Origin of the sequence: Gillisella vitis (genome assembly GCF_001541345.2) — a bacterium.
GTDB lineage: Bacteria > Pseudomonadota > Alphaproteobacteria > Rhizobiales > Rhizobiaceae > Allorhizobium > Allorhizobium vitis.
In genome coordinates this window covers 1-18,391 of record NZ_LMVL02000016.1, presented here as the reverse complement: position 1 = coordinate 18,391, position 18,391 = coordinate 1, and the positions used below count along the sequence as shown (strand labels likewise).

The window sequence follows — 18,391 nt, the reverse complement described above, 5'->3', positions numbered from 1 at the left end:
GATAAATTTGCCGCACGGGCCTCATAGGATTGCGTCCTGCAGGATGCAAAAATGTGAATATTCCCTGGAGCTGATGAAAAAGAGGACTGCAATCACCACGTTTGTGATTGAAAACACATAGTCCCCAGCAGCACCGGGCTTGCTCTCCGCGTCGTTGATCGCCGCTCGGTCGTTCTGGATTTGCGTAGCCATATCGATATCCTCGCTGTCTCCGGCTCATGGGAACCAAGGGATAGACTCGACGAGCGCCGCTGCATGTGAATCAGATGGCTGGCGAAGCACTTCGGCCGTTGCCCCTGACCGCACGATTTGGCCGTTGTCCAGAACGGCAGTGCGACCGGCAATGGCGCTGACAATGTTCAAGTCATGGGTGATGAAGAGGCATGCGATGCCTTCGTCCGCCTGCAGGCGCATGAGAAGTCCGAGTACCTCGCGGGCCACCAGTGCATCCAGCGACGACGTCGGCTCGTCGCAAACAAGCATCAGAGGACGGGCGGCAAGCGCTCGCGCGATAGCGACGCGCTGTTTCTGTCCGCCAGATAGCTCAGCTGGGAAGCGCTCCGCCATATCGCGGCCAAGCTCCACCTGGTCGAGCATCTCCTCGACGCGACGATCGCGCTCCCGGCCGCGCAGACCCTCGTAGAGGGCAAAGGGTCGACCAATGATTTCTCCTACGCGGTGCCTCGGGTTAAGCGCGGTGTCGGGCGTCTGGTGAATGGTCTGGATGGACCTGCGGCTAGCAAGCGGACGGTCATGGATAGAGGCGGCGAGGGGTTTTCCTTCGAACAAGATCTGGCCGGAGGTTGGAAGGAGCAGCCCGTTTACGATCCGACCGAGCGTCGACTTCCCTGATCCCGATTTCCCGACGAGCGCAAGCGTTTCTCCCCGGCAGACACTGAGCGAAACGTCATTTACTACGGGCCGGTTTCTATCGTAGCCGGCGGTGACGCTCCCCATTTCCAGAACCGGCTCGCTGGTCTCGGGGGGCGCGGCAAAACTGAGAGTACCTGCTGAGAGTAAAGCCTGGGTGTAAGGGTCAGCCGGGTTGCGGATGAGGGTCGTCACCGGGCCTTCCTCGATACTTCGTCCTCGGCGAAGGACGAGCACGCTGTCGGCGATCTGTGCGACGAGCGGCAGGTCATGACTGATATAGATAGCCGCCGTCGACTCCAAGGCGATTGCCTTGCGGATCGCGCTCAGTACCTCTCGTTGCGTCGTGACGTCGAGGGCGGTGGTCGGTTCGTCGAATATGACAAGGTCGGGCTTCGCGCAAAGCGCCATTGCAGTCATGGCACGCTGCAACTGCCCCCCCGAGACTTCGTGGGGAAACCGGACCGCAATTGCCTTTGCATCGAGGCCGAGCACATCGAGCAGGGCAATGGCGCGGTCGGTCGCTGCCGCCTTGCTGAAACGGCCGCTACGCAGGCTCGATTCTATGATCTGGTCGATTAGCCGAAAGGCTGGGTTGAACGACGCCGCGGCCGACTGTGCAACATAGGCGATCCGCTGGCCGCGTAGCGCCCGGCACTGCGACTCAGGCAGGCGGAACAGGTCGATCCCGTCGAATTGTACCGATCCACCGATGCGTTCGGTTCCGGGTCTCACATATCCGAGAGCGGCAAGGCCGATGGTGGACTTTCCCGCGCCGGATTCGCCGATCAGGGCAAGAACGCTGCCGCGTTCGATGCGGAGCGAGACATCGTCCACGATCAACGACGATCCTGGGCTGCCGGTGGGGCGAATGGTGAGATTACGAATGTCGAGAAGGGTGGGGCTCATCTTTTCGGCCCACCATCGCGCCCGGCCGAGACCCAATCCACCACTGAGCTGACGGCAATGGCGAGCACTGCGATTGCCGCTCCCGGTACAAGGGCTGCCGTGACCCCGAACAGCAGCCCGTCCTTGTTCTCTTTGATCAGGCTTCCCCAGTCGGTTACCGGCGGTTGGACGCCCAGCCCCAAAAAGGACAGGGTGGACAGGAAGAGAACTGAGAAGACGAAGCGCAGGCCAAGCTCGGCCAGAAGTGGCGCCATGCCGTTGGGAAGGATCTCGCGCAGAATGATCCAGCTCGTTTTCTCGCCACGTAGATACGCTGCCTCGACATAGTCGAGAGCCGCTGTATCAGCCGCGATCAACCGTGCCAGGCGAAAGAAACGGGTCGCCTCCACGAGCGCTATGATCGCCACGATGAAGAAAACCGAACGCGGCAGGATGGTGAGAAGCACCATTGCCAGAATGAGTGTCGGCATCGCCATAACGAGATCGACGAATCGCGACAGCACCATGTCAAGCCAGCCCTTGCGCAGCCCCGCCAGAAGGCCGAAGCCGGTACCCGCCACAAAGGCGATGAGGACGGCGGCAGCTGCAGTCAGTACGGTGACGCGAGCGCCCCAGATGAAGCGTGACAAGAGGTCTCGGCCGATCATGTCAGTGCCGAACAGATGGGACGCGGACGGTGGCTCCCAGCCGGGTCCAACGATCTCGTTCACGCCGTGGGGCGCGATGAAGGGCGCGGTGAGGGTAACGAGGAGGCAAACCCCAATCGTCAGGAGTGACAGGATGACGGAAAGTGGAAGTTTGACGGCGCTCACGATTGAAACCCCAGACGGGGATTGGCGAGCACGGAGAGGACATCCGCGCAGAGATTGAGCCCGATATAGACACTGGCGAACAAAAGTGCGGTCGCCTGGACAACGGGCACGTCGCGATTGACGACGCTGTCGACCATGAACTGGCCCATGCCGGGATAGACAAATATGACCTCCACCACGACGACACCGGCGACGAGATACGCAAGATTGACCAGCACGACGTTGATGATTGGCGAAAGAGCGTTCGGTAACGCGTGGCGCCAGACCACCGTGCCGTGCGGCACCCCCTTCAGCACCGCCATTTCGATGAAGGGCTTCTCGAGAACATCCAGCACCGAGGCGCGCACCATTGCGGCGATATGGCCGGTGACAACGAGGACGAGCGTTAGGCTGGGCAGCGTAATCGCGGCGATACGGTTGCCAAGGCCCATGTTCGCGAACACCGTGCTGCTGCTCGCGAACCATCCGAGCGAGATCGAAAGCACATAGATAAGCAGGTATCCGATGAAAAATTCCGGGAGCGCCACGAAGGCGCGCGTCAGGAGCGAGATCGTCCTGTCGATGATGCTGCCACGATATCGAGCAGCCAGAAGTCCGAGGAGCACGGCGAGGGGCACGGACATGAAGGCTGCGGTCCCGGCGAGGAATAGCGTATTGCCCAGTCTTGCGGCGATGCTTGCGGCGACGCTCCTCCCGTTGAGGAGGCTTGTGCCGAGATCGCCGTGAACGAATGCGTTCAGCCAGGAGAGATAGCGGATGGGAAGAGGCTGATCGAGGCCAAGCCTTTGGCGTAGTTCTGCGACCGCTGCAGGCGTGGCCGAGCGTCCAAGAAGTGCGGTTGCCGCATCGCCAGGCAGAAGCTCGCTGCCGACGAACACCAGGCTCGACAGCACAAGCAACAGGCCGATCCCTGCGGCGAGGCGCCGCAAGATATAGGCGGCGAGCCCGCGTCGCCTTCTGTTTGTCTGCTCGGTCGCCAAGGCGTCGTTGGGCTCGGCAATGGTCATCAATCTGTCTCCATGAGGGGAGCCGGCAGGAAAGTCAGCCTGCCCGGAAGCTCTTGCCTATTCGTCGAACCAGACCTTTTCGGTGGTGCGCGGCCCGATCTGACCTGGGATTGCCTTGAACCCCTGGAGGTTGGAGACGGAGGCGCTGATCTGTGCGGCATAGGCCGGGATGACCGAGCTGTTTTCCTCGACGATCAGCACCTGGGCATCGTGGTAGAGCTTCTTGCGCTTGTCCTCATCAAGTTCGCCGCGGGCCGCAAGAACCAACTCGTCAAAAGCGCTGCTCTTCCAGCCGGACTCATTCCATGGGGCGTCAGACAGATAGATCAGCGACAGCATAGCGTCCGCGGTCGGCCGCGCGGCCCAGCCGGAAGCGACGAAGGGATGCTTCAGCCACACATCATTCCAGTAGCCGTCGGCTGGTACGCGATTGACCTCGAAAGGGATGCCGGCCTTTTCAGCCGACTGCTGGTAGAGCTGGGCTGCATCAACAGCGCCGGAGAAAGTCGCACCATCGGCCGCCGACAGGACGATCTTTCCGTCAAAACCCGCTTTTTTCCAATGGAACGCTGCCTGTTCCGGGTCGTAGGCGTGCTTCGGCACGTCGTTCGTAAAATAGCGATTGGAGGGGAAGATCGGATTGTCGTTTGAGGCCGTCCCGGCTCCATTGAGGATGGAGGATACGATCTGTTCACGGTCGATGGCGTATTTCAAAGCCAGCCTGACGTCGATATTCTTGAAGGGGTCGGCGTCGGCGCGACCGACAAACAGGACGATCGAGGAGTCCGCTTCTGTTTGGAGCGTGATGCCCTGGTGTCCCTTCAGGCGCTGTGCGACGCGGGACTCGACATTGTTCACTACATGCACCGACTTGCTGAGCAGTGCGGCGACACGCGCGGATTTGTCGTTGTAGGCGACAGTCTCAACGGAATCGACGTGTCCGCGTTCCGGATCCCAATAGTTCGGATTGCGCTTGGCCAGTGTGCGTACGCCGGGCTGGAAGTCCTCCAGAATGAAGGCTCCAGTACCTATGCCCTTGTCGAAATTCTCACCATCCGGCGTAATGCCGAAATGTACGTCTCCCAACAGATAGGGGAAGTCGGCGTTCGCGCCGTTGAGCTTGAAGGTGACTTCATTCGGTGCTGACTTTACGATGTCGGTTACGCTCAAAAGATAGCCTTTGCCAGCCGATTCCGATTTCTCGCCGCGGTGATGATTGAGCGAATAGATGACGTCCTCTGGCGTCAGTTCCTTGCCGTTGTGGAACTGCACGCCCTTGCGAAGCCGGAAGATCCATTCGCTACCGCCCTTCGCAGGCTCCCAGCTTTCGGCGAGACCAGCGCGCAAGCTGGAATCGTCGTTGAGGTCGGTCAACGTGTTGAAAAGCTGGAGGCCCACATTATAGGTATAGGCTTCGAAATAGTAGGCCGGGTCGAGGCGGTCGGAGGTCGAGGCGTTGTCGATCCCGAGGATCAGGTGGCCGCCTTTCTTCGGCCCGGCGGCGCGCGCCATGCCGGGAAGGAGCAATGTGCTGGCAGCGACGGCGGCGCTTGCCTTGAGAAAACGGCGGCGGCCCAGTTCCAGAGGGGCGCTAAGATGCGGGTGCTGTGTCATGATCGGCTCTCGAAGAGGGGGGTGAAGGTCAGGCGGCGACTGGCCGCGGATCGAAGGTTTGACGGAGTTCTGCGATATGTTCCGGGCCAATGCCGCAGCAGCCGCCGACGATCGTGGCGCCGGCCTCGACCCAGCGACGAGCAAACAGCAGGTAGCCGGGAGGATCGAGATCGTCGCGGAGACCGCTCAAGCCAGCATTGGCAGGCAATGTCGCGTCTGGTTCCGGTTTCGGCACGAAGGCGTTGGCATAGACGCCGATCGGCGTTGAGTAGCCGCTAGTATTGAGTGCCCTGCGCGCAGCTCTGATTGCTGCCTCCATGATTTCCGCCTGGCTGCAGTTGAACAGCAGCGCGCCGGCGCCAAGTTCCACTGCCTTTACCGCCGCATCGGCCACGGCTTCGCCAGATCGAAGCGTCGGTAGACTGCGCCCGGAAATTACATCCTCGACCCCCTTGCCATCCTCAAGGGTGAACGAGAGCCAGAGCGGACGGGTGTCGTTGCCCAGAACCGCGCGGATTGTTTCGACCTCGCGGAGTGAACCCTGGGTCTCCGCCAGCCAGAAATCCACGTAAGGGCCTAGCCCCTGGACGAGGACGCTGAGAATCTCTGGAGCCTTGCCCGGATCGAACAGATCGGGACGATAGGAGCCAAAGACCGGGGGCAGCGATCCGGCTACACGAACGTGGCCGCCAGACTTCGCGGCTGCTGCGCGAGCGAGCTTTCCAGAGAGGCTTACAAGCGCAAGGCCATCTTCGGCGAAGCGTTTGTCCCCGACGTGGAAGGGCACCACGGCATAGCTGTTCGTGGTAATGACATCCGCGCCTGCTGCGACGAAAGCGTCATGCGCCTTTTCGACGAACTCCGGGGCTTCAATCAGCGCAAGCGCGGACCATTCGGGCTGTCGAAACGGCGCGCCGCTGCGCAGCAATTCGCGACCCATACCCCCGTCTAGAATAGTGACTTTTGATGACATACAGGCGCCTTTCATGAGTTCATAATTGTAAGCTGCGTCGTTTCGCAATGGCGCTATATGACCTTGTGCCTTCAATAAAGAAAAGTGCATTTAGCCTATAGATTTGATGTATTTTAGAAAAAGACACCTCATTTAGATTTATGTGTCCAATATTCATTGTATATCCGTAAAATTTTCAGACGTTTATTCTAATTTGCATCGTTGTTATTAGACAAGCAGCAGCATTCGCTTGAAAAAACGGCGGGTCACTGTCCATGTGCAAGAAGAGTTTCTCATTCTCCTGTACAGCAGGGCTGATTTTCTGGACTCAATTGGGCCTATGCCAGCTCGAGCTTTTTCTCACAGCGCAGGAGCATGCCATAGAGGTCGCGAGGCTCGTCTGGATCTGCCAGCAAATCCAGCTCGGTAAACAAGGCGAATTCGGCAATCTTGCCGCGGACATAGCGCAAGGCCGAGAAGTCCTCGATTGCGAAGCCGACGCTATCGAACAAGGTGATCTGCTTATCATTGCTTCGGCCGATCGCATCGCCGGTCATAACCTGCCAAAGCTCAGTAACCGGATGCGACGCAGGAAGCTGCTGAATGTCGCCTTCGATCCAGGTCTGCGGTGGATACTCTATGAAGATGTCCGAGCGCAGTAGGACCTCTTTGCTGATCTCCGTCTTGCCGGGGCAATCGCCACCTACAGCGTTGATATGAACACCTGGTCCGACATGATTGTCAGACACGATTGTTGCGTACTGTTTGTCGGCGGTAACAGTGGTGATGATGTCTGCGCCCTCAACGGCGTCGGCGACCGATTTGCATTCAACGATGTTGAAGCCAAGCCCGGTAAGATTGCGTGTGCATTTCCGCGTCGCCGCTGGATCAATGTCGTAGAGACGCAGTTCCTGGATTCCGAGGAGCGCTCTGAAGGCGCGAGCCTGGAACTCACTCTGGGCACCGTTACCGATGATGGCCATCGTTCGTGAGTTCGGTCGCGCCAGATACTTCGCGGCAAGAGCGGATGTCGCAGCAGTGCGAAGCGCGGTCAGTATCGTCATCTCCGAAAAAAGCAGCGGATAGCCGTTTCCGACATCGGCAAGGACACCAAAAGCGGTGACCGTCTGGCGGCCATCCCGCGTATTTTTCGGATGGCCGTTGACGTACTTGAAGCCGTAGAGCGCACCATCGCTGGTTGGCATCAGCTCGATGACGCCCTCGTTGGAGTGGGAGCCCACCCTGGGGGTCTTGTCAAAAATGGGCCAACGGCGAAAGTCTTCCTCGATCGCCGCCGCCAGTTCAGTGAGAAAGGTATCGATACCCACCTTGAGCACCAGTTTCATCATGTGATCCACACTTACGAACGGAACCACGTTTAGCTTGCGATCGACGGTCATTATTCCTCCGGTCATTCGACGGTAGATTTCAGGCAGCGCGGGTTGGTCTATCCATGACCCGCTTGCCCATGAGACTTGCAACGAGATCTACGATGAGCCTTGCGGTCTTCCCGCGCTCATCGAGAAAGGGGTTCAATTCGACGAGATCCAGGCTGGTGACGAGACCGCTGTCGTGAAGCATTTCCATGATCAGGTGCGCTTCGCGGAACGTCGCGCCGCCGGGGACAGTCGTTCCAACGGCGGGTGCAATTTCCGGATCGAGAAAGTCGACGTCGAAGCTGACATGCAACATCCCGTTCGCGGCGCGGACGCGATCGAGGAACGTTCGAGTCACGCTGGCGACCCCGTGTTCATCGATGGCACGCATGTCATGCACGGTTATCGACGAGGACCGCAGCGCGTCCCGCTCTGCGGGATCAACGCTCCTGATGCCGATCATGCATAGGTTTTCGGTCGGGACGGCGTGGTTCAGCGCTGGATAGAAACCCTCGAATCCACGCCGGCCAGTATAGTAGGCCACAGGCGTGCCATGCAGGTTTCCGCTGACGGTGGTTTCCAGCGTATGGAAATCGGTGTGGGCGTCAAGCCAGAGAACAAAGAGTTGGCGACCGTTCTCCGAGGCGCGCCGTGCAATTCCCGGGATCGTTCCTGCGGAGATCGTGTGATCGCCGCCAAGAAAGATCGGCACACTGTTATTGCTGTGCTCGTAAGCTGCCGCCGAAAGCAGCTTGATCCATGCCACCGTTTCACCGAGGTGATGGACGGAAGCGTTGGCATGGGCGATCGCCGGAAAAGACTTCGGACCCAGATTGCCGACGTCCCGAACCCTGTGCCCCAATTCTTCAAGCGCGCCGGCAAGACCGGCGATCCTGAACGCGCTCGGACCCATCTCACAACCGAGATGTCCTGCCCCAATTTGCAGCGGTGCTCCGATCAGTATGCATTCCATAACAATCTCCAGCAACGACTGCGATCTTGCAGCCGCCTCCAAGGCTTCGCCAGGTTCAGTAGTGAGCGGTCGCGATGAGCTCGATAAGCGCCGTGTCGCCGAGATCAGCGACGCCGATGGTCGCGCGGGCGGGCAACTCCTCCGGCGCAAACCATTCCTTCCACACCGCATCCATTTGCGGCTTCACGTTCATGTCAGTGATAAAGATCGTGGCGGAGAGCAGGTTTGCGCGTTCTGAGCCTGCCTCTTTGAGATATGCATCGAGCTTGGTCAGGACCTGACGGGTCTGCCCTTCCATGTCGAGGCTTTCATCGTCAGCGACGATCCCGCCGATGTAGGCGATGCCGTTGTGCTTGACGACGCGATGCAATGTCGGCATCCGGATAAGTCGCTCTGTCATGAGAAATGTCCTGCTTCGTTGGTGTCGTGATCGACAGGATCCCTGCCGGTTACCGCCTTCAGCGCGTGGGGCGTGTGCGGGAGATGTGCAAGTTCAGCAAGCCGAACGGGTTTGACCGGCGAACGGAGGCGATAGGTTCCCACGTCGCCGGGGCTGACCTTTCTTTCCTCCGCCATGATTTCCGTAACGGTCGCGGCACAAAGACGGCCCTGGCATTGGCCCATTCCGCAGCGAACAAATGTTTTCAACTGGTTCGGACCGGGCGGCCCAAGCGCAATGGCCTCCCGCAGCTTGCGCACTGTGATTTCTTCACAGCGGCAGACGATCGTTTCGGGGTCCGCCGGTGCGAGGAAGCCCGAATGGGGTGTGTAGAGAGCATCCAGAAACGCCCTTCCGCGCAGGAAGCGGCGGGCTTTCTTGTGCAGAGATTTGATCTGCGTAGGCACTGCCGTCGTACTGCCAAGCCCCAAGTCAGAAAGTGCCGCAAGTGCAACTATGCGTCCGCTGACCTCCGCGGCTTGAGCACCTGCGATCCCGGCTCCGTCGCCGGCGACATAAATGCCTGCCTTGGTGGTCCGACCTTCATGATCTGCGACAGGCTCGAACGCACGCTGTTCGTCATTCCATTTCAACTCACAGTCTGCTGCATTGGTCAGGCTCGTCGACGGAATCACCCCCTGGTGCAAGAGCACCGAGCTGGCAGGGAGGACTTGTTCGTTACCCGTCGTGATGAAGCGCACGCCGTCAGCGCGCTCAATGCCGGTAATCGCGATGGATCTGACGCCGGAAACCACGCGTGCATGACGTTTTACCTTCGCCAGCAAGCCGATGCCTTTCAACACGTAAGGTGAAAGCATGAATTCGGGCATGTGTCGGAGCACGCCGACCCGGAAGGGAGATTGAGCAGTATCGAGCACGGTGAGATCGGATACGCCTGCATCGACGAGCTGGCTTGCGAGCAGATAGAGAAGTGGTCCGCAGCCGGCCATGACAACAGGTCCCGATGGCATCGCTCCGGCCGCCTTTAGCGCGATCTGAGCAGCGCCCGCGGTCATCACACCTGGCAAGGTCCAGCCGGGCACCGGCATGGGACGCTCCTGCGCGCCGGTGGCAAGAACAATGGCCTCAGCTTCAATCATCCGAGCCGAGCCGGCTATGGTTATGCCGACAACATTACACGTCTGACCAGCCGTCTGGTCCCGGCTCTCCAGGCTCCAGACCGTGGCGCGCGGCGCATAATCGATGTTGCTGAGACCGAACGCTTCTGCGAGCGGCTTTCCCTTCCAATAGTCAGTGCCGAGGTAGGTTTTTCTGTCGGGACTGTTTCTTGTGATCTCACGGTAGATCTGTCCGCCCGGACGGGGGTTCTCGTCGAGTACAGCAACGCGAGCGCCAGCCGCAGATGCTTCAACAGCGGCAGCCATACCTGCAGGTCCAGCGCCGATGACGATAAGATCGTAAAAATCCAGAAGGTCCGATGCTGTTGAAACTTCGCGAAGGCTCATTGGACTATCCCCTCTTGGCTTGCCGCGAGCTTCGGGAATGTGGGTGCGCCCCTCTGGCTCAAAACGGTCATCCCGTCTTCGACTTCGGTCAGACAAGCTTGACGATTCTGCACGCCATCCACGGTGACCAGACACTCGAAGCAAACGCCCATCAGGCAGTAGGGCGCTCGTGGGCTCTTGCTAACGACGGATTGCCGAACATGGTCGATCCCAGCGGCCAGCAAAGCGGTGGCGAGCATATCCCCCTCCTCGGCCTGAATGACCACGCCGTCGAAGGTGAATTGTACGGGTTGTTCTATCCTATGCAGCCTGTTGAGCATGGAACCTCCGGGCGGAAAAGGCTGACAGATCGTCTTCAAGCTTACCCGCGGCAATCTGCGGTGCCACGATCAGTGCGTGATTGGCAGCCAAGGTTACGCCAGAATGGCAGGCGACGAGGAATGCACCCGGGTGGCGCTCGGAATGATCGTAAATGGGTATTCCATCCGCCGTTTTGACCCTGAAACCCGTCCAGCTGCGCAGGACGTTCAGATCAGAAAGGGCGGGGAAAATTCTTAAGGCCCGGCTGGCCAGCACGGCGCTGATTTCGGATGACGATGAGATTTTGGCGCTGTCGGTCTCTTCGCTATCGCCGATCATGATACCACCTTCGTCGGCCTGCCGCATTCCGGCAGAGAGGCACGGCAGGGCGGTCTGGCTCTTTTCCGTGACGAGGATCTGGCCCTTGCTACGCTTGAGCGGGCAAGACAGCCCGACCATTGGCGCAAGCCTCTCGTTTTCCAAGCCGGCGGCGAGAACGACCCGGCGTGAAAATATGGAAAACCCACCACCCTTGAGAACGAAGCCTTCAGTCGTTGGTTCTATGGTTTGAACATGATGATTTGGACGATAAGTCGCCCCTTTCTTTTCCATCGCTGCGTGAAGCGCGTGGAAGAGGCGAAGCGCATTCACGTGCCCGTCCGCGGCACAATAGATCGAGCCTAGAACTTCCGCGCCGATACCCGGCACGCGGTCAAGCGTCTGCTGGCGATTCAAAACTTCAAATTGCGGAGCTCGCCCGTTTGTTTCGAGCGCAATGCTTTCCATATCCTCGCGATTGACCTCGAGTTCCTCTTCAGAGAGTGCGAAGGTATATGCTCCGTCCTGTTGAAGACCGACGTCGATGCCGCTGTCGTCGAACAGGGCTTTTGCCATCGTCGGCCATCTCTTGGCGGACGCATCTGACCAAAGAGCGTAATGGGGCGCATGCAGCCCTTTACCCTGCACCCAGACCAGCGCGAAATTGGCGCGCGATGCTCGCAGATCCAGATCCGCGCCATCGAGGACGAGTGGTTTCGTTCCTGAGCGTGCTAGACCCCAGGCAATGGAGGCGCCAACCAGGCCGCCCCCGATAATGGTCATATCAACTTCGTACATCGTATCTCGGCGTTCTTGTTTATTCGCAGCACCGGGATACGGCGCGAACGCCGTATCCCCTGGAAGCGACCGATCAATGGGGGGTGACGTCCACTTTGAACCACTTGAACGAGAGCGTCTTGATGGTGCCGTCGTCGCTTGCCGCCTTGATGGCTGCGTCAAAATCGGCCTTGAGTGCGGTGTCTTCCTTGCGAAGGCCAACAGCGACCACGCCGAACTCGCCACCGGAGAAAAGCGGCCCGATGAGCTTCGCGCCCTTCATTTCCGGCTTTTCGATTGCAGCGGCGAGTACGGTTGCGTTTGCCAGAACAGCATCCAGGCGACCGCTGGTCAGGTCGAGGTTGTGCTCCTCGACGGACTTGTATTCCTTGATATCCACGGAACCCTTGAAGTACTTGTCCAGGAATGTTGATGCTGTGGTCGATCCCTGCACGCCGACCGACGTGCCGTTCAGGAAGCTCGATATATCGGCAATGGCCTTTTTGGCGGCATCTGCCTGGCTGTCGAGCGAATAGGTTTCGCCCGTACCTGGCATGTCCGCCAGCTTGCTGTCACCCATGACGGCAAAACCGTTGATGCCTGCTGCGTACGGAGTCGAGAAGCCGATCACTTCCTGCCGTTTTGGGGTGATGCTCATGGCGGCCATGATCGCATCGTACTTTTTACCGGTCAGCGACGGGATAATGCCATCCCAGTTCTGCGCGACGATCTGGCATTTCGCCTTCATCTTCTCGCACAGGGCGTTGGCGAGATCGATCTCGAAGCCGTCGAGCTTGCCGCCTGGTCCCGAAAAGTTCCAGGGCGCATACCCGCCCTCGGTCGCGATTGTAATCGACTTTTCCTGGGCTGCTGCCTGACCGGCAACAAGGAGAAGCGCTGCGCACAGAATAGTTTTGAGTTTCATAAGTTCACCTCTGTTCATTTGTTTCCTGGACACGCGAGCCGTGACGAATTGATCGTCAGTGGGATGTACCGCCGTCGCGCCGCAGGAATTGCCGGAAGCGATCCGTGCGGGGGTGGGCGAACATTTCGGACGAAAGGCCTTCTTCGGCGATGACACCTTGGTGCAAGAAGACTGTGCGCGATGAAACATCGCGGGCAAAATCCATTTCGTGAGTGACGATCAGCATGGTTCGGCCCTCGGCCGCCAGATCACGCATAACCTTTAGAACTTCACCGACGAGTTCCGGATCAAGAGCCGACGTGGGCTCATCAAACAGCATGACATCCGGTCGCATCGCCAGGGCACGGGCAATTGCTGCACGTTGCTGCTGGCCGCCGGACAGCTCGGATGGGTAGGCATCGCGCTTGGAGCCAATACCAACGCGCTCAAGCAATGCCTCAGCCTCATCGCGGCACGACTTCCGGTCACGGCCCTGAACATGCAAGGGCGCTTCCATAACATTCTGGAGTATCGTCAGGTGTGACCAGAGATTGAAGCCCTGGAAGACCATTGCGGCCCGCTCCCGGAGCCTGTTGACCTGCTTGATATCCTTTGGACGAGCGGGCCGGCCGGCTCGATGCTCCAGGGCAATCTCTTCGCCCATGATCGCAACGCTTCCGGCATTCGGGACTTCGAGCATATTGACGCATCGCAGAAGCGTCGACTTGCCAGAGCCCGACGAGCCGAGGATCGAGATCACTTCTCCCTCGTTGGCCGTCAGCGATACACCGTGGAGGACCTCCAGGTTACCGAAGTTTTTCCTGATGTCTTTCAGCTGAACAGCTGGGCGAGCAAGGTTAGGCATGGAGTTCGCCTTTTCGATCGACGGGATCGGACGTGCGTCTCCCTTTGCGTCGCTCGGGCCACAAAGCCCATTCGAGCAACGTGAAGAGACGCGCGACGATGAAGTTGAGGATGAGGTAGATTGCGCCGGCACAGGCAAAAACCTCGACGGTGCGATAGCTTTCCGAGATCAGCTTCGCGGCAATTCCGGTGATTTCCATGATGGTGATGGTCGACGCGAGAGACGTCGACTTGACCATCAAGATCACTTCATTGCTGTAGCCTGGCAGCATCTGGCGTATCGCCTGCGGGACGACGATCCGCCGGAACAGTTTTACCCTGCCCATACCGCAGGCTTTGGCGGCTTCAATTTGACCTGCGGGCACGGAGAGCAGTCCGCCTCGCATGATTTCGGCACTGTAAGCAGCCGTATTCAATGCAAGCGCCGCCATCGCGCACCAGTAGGCATCGCGCAGGAATGGCCAGATAAAACTATGCCGAAGCTCCGGAAACTGGCTGAGGCCATAGTAGATTATGTAGATCTGGACGAGGAGCGGCGTGCCACGAAACGCGAAAATGTAGAACCGCGCTGGCAGATCAAGCCACCAGCGGCGCGACACACGCATCAGAGCCAATCCGAAAGCAAGGACCGTACCTGCCGCAACCGAAAAAACCGCGAGCTTGAGCGCGAGCGGAATACCGGCCAGCAAAGCAACGAAGGTCTGCCAGAGGAATGCGGGATCGAACGGCATCACACGCCCCTCCGCAATCCGCGCATTGAGCGCGCCTCAGCCAGGCGGAAAGCCTGTCCGGAGACAAAAGTAATAGACAGATAGAGTGCCGCGGCAGTGAGATAGAAGCTGAACGGCTGGCGCGTCGACCCCGAACCGACCTGCGCCTGGCGCATCAGTTCGACAAGGCCGATCACCGAGATAAGGGCGGATTCCTTGAGGACCAGCTGCCAGACGTTGCCGACGCCGGGCAGGGCATAGCGCGCCGCTTGGGGAAGAACGATCCGGCGGAACAACAGGAAAGAACCCATGCCGTACGCTCGACCTGCCTCGACCTCTCCCTTGTTGAGCGCCAGAACCGCGCCGCGCAGCACCTGGGTTTGATAAGCCCCGGAAACAACGCCGATCGCAAGCGCGCCGATCAGAAACGTCGGAGCCCCAACGAAACCGCTACTTCCGAAAAGTGAGGCAACACCGGTAATGACGGAGCTCGATCCGAAGTAAAACAGATAGATGATAAGCAAGTCCGGAATGCCACGAAGCGCTGTCGTGTAAGCGGATGCCGTTGCCTGAAGTGCGCGCGAGCTTGAAAAGCTTGCGGCGGCACCAAGGCAGCCGAAGACAAGGCCGATTGCGAAGCCGCTGAATGCCACGGCGACCGTCATCCCGGTCGCTTTGAGCATATCATAGCCCCAGCCATCAGGGCCGAAGCCCATGAGTTGAAAATAATCCATATCGTTCCCTGCGCGCGACCGATTAGCCGCACGTCTGACCCCGGTTGGTCCGGAAGAGTTGTCATTTATGAGTTCAGGTTTACATTCGACCCGCATTAGGTCAAATTCATAATGGATAGGCGAGAATAAGCAGATGTTATGGTGAGGCTATGAACCTAAGGCAGGTTGAGGCATTTCGGGCCGTCATGTTGACTGGGCAGATGACAGCGGCAGCAGAGCTGATGTTGGTGACCCAGCCAGCCGTCAGCCGGCTTATCAAGGACTTCGAGCATGCAACCGGGCTTCATTTGTTCGAAAGGCGCGGAAACCACATAATTCCCACACAGGAGGCGACGACCCTCTGGAAAGAGGTCGACAGGGCATTCGTCGGGCTCAATCACATTGCCAACCTTGCGGCCGATATCGGCAGACAGGCGGCCGGCACCCTTCGCATAGCTGCGATGCCTGCTCTGGCGAACGGCCTTCTGCCACGGTTTCTCGCTCAGTTCCTGCATGACAAACCAAACCTGCAAGCGTCATTGACAGGCCTTCCTTCCACCATGGTCATGGAGGCTGTCGCTTCCGGCCGGGCCGACATTGGCTATGCCGACGGCCCTTCGGATCGTCCCGGCTTTCTTCTGGAAACCCGTTCGCTTGCTGCAATCGTTGCTGTTCCGATGGGACACAGGCTCGCCGGTCTCGAGCGGATAACTCCTCCGGACCTGGCTGGCGAACGGATCATAAAGCAGGAAACTGGCACACTCTTCGCCATGCGAGTTGACGTCGCTCTTGGCGGCATCCAACGGCGACCCTCTCTCGAAGTGAGCCTGTCGCATACGGCACTCAGTCTGGTCCGAGAAGGGGCGGGAATTGCAATAATCGATCCCGCCGCAGCCATCGAGTTCAAAGACAGGATTGTGCTGCGGCCTTTCTCGATTTTCATCGATGCAGGGTTCCTATTGGTACGTTCAAACAACGCAGCACCTTCGACCATAGTGGATCGTTTCGCGACCGAATTCTGGAGCTTCCACGATGACTTGATGTCACAAAACGGTCTGATGTGTTCGGCGTGAATCCCGCAAAGGGGACAAGTGTTCAAATCAGTTTTCTTTTGATCGCGAGCGCGGTGAGATGAGCTTTGCTGCGGACGTCGAAGCGCTTCATGGCCTCGCGAAGCTTGACGCGGACACTATTGTACTTGACCTCTTCCACGTCTGCGATCTCCTCCATCGTCTTGCCGACGGCAATCCATCTCAGATAGGTCGCCTCTTTCGGATCGAGCCATGCGGCATCTTCAGCGGTGGGCGTGATCCGAAGGAAGGAGATGCGGGCATGGAGCTGCCCGACGGCCGCCGCTGCTGCAACCGCATCGATCTCCCGATCAAGCGGGATTGCCGTCCTCTCCGACGCCAGCGTGAACATCGACATCGAACCGTTGGCGGTCCTGATGGGGATGGTGATGCCGGAGCGGATGCCAAAATCGGCCGCTTGTGCATAGAAGGCGCGTTCTTCCTCCGATAGCTTCGGCCTCTCCTGTTCGCCAGACCAGGCGAAGACCTGCTTCCTGGATCTTGCGCGTTTGACGACCGGGTCGAGAGCGTCGAATTTCTTGTCGAAGTAGAGCGACCGCCAATCGTGATGATAGTTGGTCACGGCGATGATGTGCTTGTGCTGGATGTGGAGATAAGCATAGCCGGTGAAGCCGAAATGGTCGGCGACGTCCGCCAGCCCTGTTTTGAGGATGCACCCATCGCCCTCAATTGCCGTAAGATCGGTCAGCTTGTCCAGCCAATGCTGCATTCTCTATCTCCTTCTAGGTGTCGCCAGTATCCTCGTCGTCGCTGTTCGTCCGACAGTATATCGAGGACATCGATGGCTGAACTTTAGATGGGATGTGGCTTCCCGGTCTCACCAGGTTGCTCATGCGATCGCTCCTGAGAATGTGAAATCGTAGCAGCCTGAAGCCGTGATCGTTGCCTTGCCTTGAGAGAACGAAACTACTAGTTGAGCAAACTCGGTGTTGAGATTCCAGCTTAAAACAAGGCTTCCGGTGTCATCGGTTGCTACCTCGAACGATCCATTGAAGGCCGGATGGGTGTTACGGAAGCGGATCAAGTCCGACAGTCGTTTGACGAGCGGCGATTCAAGAGCGAGATCAATTTCCCGGTCTTCGTAAAAGTGCCGATTGATGTCACGCCCGACGCCCGTCTTTCCCAGCAATTCCATGTCATTGATCCCGCCCAGGAGGCCGACGTAATAGACTTGCGGGATACCGGGTGCGAAAAACTGGATTGCGCGGGCGATGAGGTAGTCGTCGTCGTTACGGCCGAGCGCGTCGTAATAGGTGCAGTTCACCTGATAGAGGTCCAGGTTAGAGGCTGCAGCGCCTGTTGCCAAACGGCTCTGTCCCTCTGAGCGCCTGTGAATCTCCTCGACCAGATGGTCGATTGCCTGCGGTTCCAAAAGTCCGGGTCGGCCATCACTGTGCGCGCCGACATCGATGACGCCGATCCCGTCGTGAGTGTCGAGGACGGTGATTGCGTTGTGAGGGCTGATCTCCAGCCAACGCGCCAGCGCTGTCGCATCGCCCGTGAACAATGAATGCAATATCAGTGGCGGCAGCGCAAAATCGTATACGCGGTCAACCTTGCTGGCGATTTCGATCTGGTCACGATAGTAGCTGTGAATTTCGACAAGAACCTCCATCCCGCGATCCCGTGCCTTCTCGGCCAGCTTGGCAAGGAAGGCATAGGTCTCATCAATCATGAAGCAACTGGTTCCGGCCTTCTTGATCGCGTAGCCGGCGGCATCGAGGCGGATTGCCGTCACGTTGGCTTCAGCAAAGCGATCGAGGATAGTCTCCAGGTATAAAGCGCCATGGGCACTGTGGACATCGATGTCGATCTGTTGGGGGGTGAATGTGGTCCACAGCATCCGCTGGCTGCCATCTGCAAGCGTGGCCTTTGAAAACGGCAGCCCAGGGCGTGGCCGATAGATATTCAGGAGATCCTGCTCGCTGGCACCACGGGGAAAGGCCTTGCCAAATGTCATGAACATGTCTGCGAATTCTGAATCAGATCCTTTTGCGATGAAGTCCTGGAACCAGCTCGATTGCGCCGAGACATGGTTGACAATGAGATCGGCCATGATCTCCACGGAGCCGGCGAGGGCGCGAACATCATCCCAGCTACCGAGGCGAGGATCGACAATCGTGTGATCGGTGGGATCGAACCCGGCATCAGCGCCGTCGATCGGGTTGAAGAAAGGCAAGGCATGGACGCCGCCGAACAGGCCTTGTAGCCTCCCGTCGAGCAAAGCTCTCAACTCGGGGAAACCACCTCCGCTTAACCGGTCGACGTAGGTGATAAGTTGTACACTGTTTTTCAT

Annotated in this window: 19 protein-coding genes; 1 reads left to right on the top strand and 18 read right to left on the bottom strand. The window is 58.7% G+C overall.

The features are described from left to right. Window positions 1–21: 21 nt before the first annotated feature. The 16 genes from ASB66_RS26405 to ASB66_RS25810 form a co-directional block, all read right to left on the bottom strand. The gene (locus ASB66_RS26405) at window positions 22–192 is read right to left on the bottom strand and encodes a hypothetical protein (RefSeq protein WP_156536350.1); all 171 of its coding nucleotides are present in this window, start codon (window positions 190–192) and stop codon (window positions 22–24) included. A 24-nt stretch (window positions 193–216) separates the two neighbouring features. Beyond that, window positions 217–1,779 carry an ABC transporter ATP-binding protein gene (locus ASB66_RS25880; protein ID WP_060718074.1) on the bottom strand — a complete coding sequence of 521 codons (1,563 nt, stop codon included), beginning with the start codon at window positions 1,777–1,779 and terminating at the stop codon, window positions 217–219. Then, window positions 1,776–2,591: an ABC transporter permease gene (locus ASB66_RS25875; RefSeq protein WP_060718073.1), complete on the bottom strand. Its 816-nt coding sequence runs from the start codon at window positions 2,589–2,591 to the stop codon at window positions 1,776–1,778. Before ASB66_RS25875 ends, ASB66_RS25880 begins: the two co-directional genes overlap by 4 nt. After that, window positions 2,588–3,598, bottom strand: coding sequence for an ABC transporter permease (locus ASB66_RS25870; RefSeq protein ID WP_081089038.1), 1,011 nt, complete (start codon window positions 3,596–3,598; stop codon window positions 2,588–2,590). The genes ASB66_RS25875 and ASB66_RS25870 overlap by 4 nt, the downstream gene beginning before the upstream one ends. 57 nt (window positions 3,599–3,655) lie before the next feature. Beyond that, entirely contained in the window at window positions 3,656–5,212 is a 1,557-nt protein-coding gene (locus ASB66_RS25865; RefSeq protein WP_060718072.1) for an ABC transporter substrate-binding protein, read from the bottom strand. A 28-nt stretch (window positions 5,213–5,240) separates the two neighbouring features. Beyond that, window positions 5,241–6,185, bottom strand: coding sequence for a homocysteine S-methyltransferase family protein (locus ASB66_RS25860; RefSeq protein WP_060718071.1), 945 nt, complete (start codon window positions 6,183–6,185; stop codon window positions 5,241–5,243). 317 nt (window positions 6,186–6,502) lie between these two features. Further along, on the bottom strand, window positions 6,503–7,564 hold the full coding sequence (locus ASB66_RS25855; protein ID WP_060718070.1) for an ornithine cyclodeaminase: 1,062 nt from the start codon (window positions 7,562–7,564) through the stop codon (window positions 6,503–6,505). 28 nt (window positions 7,565–7,592) lie between these two features. Next, complete coding sequence (gene rocF / locus ASB66_RS25850) at window positions 7,593–8,513, bottom strand: arginase (protein WP_060718069.1); 921 nt, start codon at window positions 8,511–8,513, stop codon at window positions 7,593–7,595. 55 nt (window positions 8,514–8,568) lie between these two features. Next, window positions 8,569–8,913, bottom strand: a complete 345-nt coding sequence (locus ASB66_RS25845; RefSeq protein WP_060718068.1) for a RidA family protein — start codon at window positions 8,911–8,913, stop codon at window positions 8,569–8,571. After that, window positions 8,910–10,418 carry an opine oxidase subunit OoxA gene (ooxA, locus tag ASB66_RS25840; protein ID WP_060718067.1) on the bottom strand — a complete coding sequence of 503 codons (1,509 nt, stop codon included), beginning with the start codon at window positions 10,416–10,418 and terminating at the stop codon, window positions 8,910–8,912. The genes ASB66_RS25845 and ooxA overlap by 4 nt, the downstream gene beginning before the upstream one ends. Beyond that, window positions 10,415–10,738 (bottom strand): (2Fe-2S)-binding protein, encoded by a 324-nt coding sequence (locus tag ASB66_RS25835; protein WP_060718066.1) that lies wholly within the window; start codon window positions 10,736–10,738, stop codon window positions 10,415–10,417. The genes ooxA and ASB66_RS25835 overlap by 4 nt, the downstream gene beginning before the upstream one ends. Beyond that, the gene (gene ooxB / locus ASB66_RS25830) at window positions 10,719–11,834 is read right to left on the bottom strand and encodes an opine oxidase subunit OoxB (RefSeq protein ID WP_060718065.1); all 1,116 of its coding nucleotides are present in this window, start codon (window positions 11,832–11,834) and stop codon (window positions 10,719–10,721) included. The genes ASB66_RS25835 and ooxB overlap by 20 nt, the downstream gene beginning before the upstream one ends. 73 nt (window positions 11,835–11,907) lie before the next feature. Further along, the gene (gene occT, locus ASB66_RS25825) at window positions 11,908–12,738 is read right to left on the bottom strand and encodes an octopine ABC transporter substrate-binding protein OccT (RefSeq protein ID WP_060718064.1); all 831 of its coding nucleotides are present in this window, start codon (window positions 12,736–12,738) and stop codon (window positions 11,908–11,910) included. Window positions 12,739–12,793: 55 nt separating this feature from the next. Then, window positions 12,794–13,582: an octopine ABC transporter ATP-binding protein OccP gene (gene occP, locus ASB66_RS25820; RefSeq protein WP_060718063.1), complete on the bottom strand. Its 789-nt coding sequence runs from the start codon at window positions 13,580–13,582 to the stop codon at window positions 12,794–12,796. Further along, complete coding sequence (gene occM / locus ASB66_RS25815; protein WP_060718062.1) at window positions 13,575–14,312, bottom strand: octopine ABC transporter permease OccM; 738 nt, start codon at window positions 14,310–14,312, stop codon at window positions 13,575–13,577. Before occM ends, occP begins: the two co-directional genes overlap by 8 nt. After that, window positions 14,312–15,025, bottom strand: coding sequence for an ABC transporter permease (locus ASB66_RS25810; RefSeq protein ID WP_156545328.1), 714 nt, complete (start codon window positions 15,023–15,025; stop codon window positions 14,312–14,314). Before ASB66_RS25810 ends, occM begins: the two co-directional genes overlap by 1 nt. Before the next feature lie 149 nt (window positions 15,026–15,174). Here ASB66_RS25810 and ASB66_RS25805 point away from each other — a divergent pair, with 149 nt between their 5' ends. Then, the gene (locus ASB66_RS25805; protein WP_060718061.1) at window positions 15,175–16,077 is read left to right on the top strand and encodes a LysR family transcriptional regulator; all 903 of its coding nucleotides are present in this window, start codon (window positions 15,175–15,177) and stop codon (window positions 16,075–16,077) included. 22 nt (window positions 16,078–16,099) lie between these two features. Here ASB66_RS25805 and traR read toward each other — a convergent pair whose 3' ends face one another. After that, entirely contained in the window at window positions 16,100–16,804 is a 705-nt protein-coding gene (gene traR, locus ASB66_RS25800; protein ID WP_114387043.1) for an autoinducer-binding transcriptional regulator TraR, read from the bottom strand. Window positions 16,805–16,924: 120 nt separating this feature from the next. Beyond that, the coding region (gtfA, locus tag ASB66_RS25795) for a sucrose phosphorylase (RefSeq protein ID WP_060716483.1) at window positions 16,925–18,391 on the bottom strand (1,467 nt) is incomplete at its 5' end.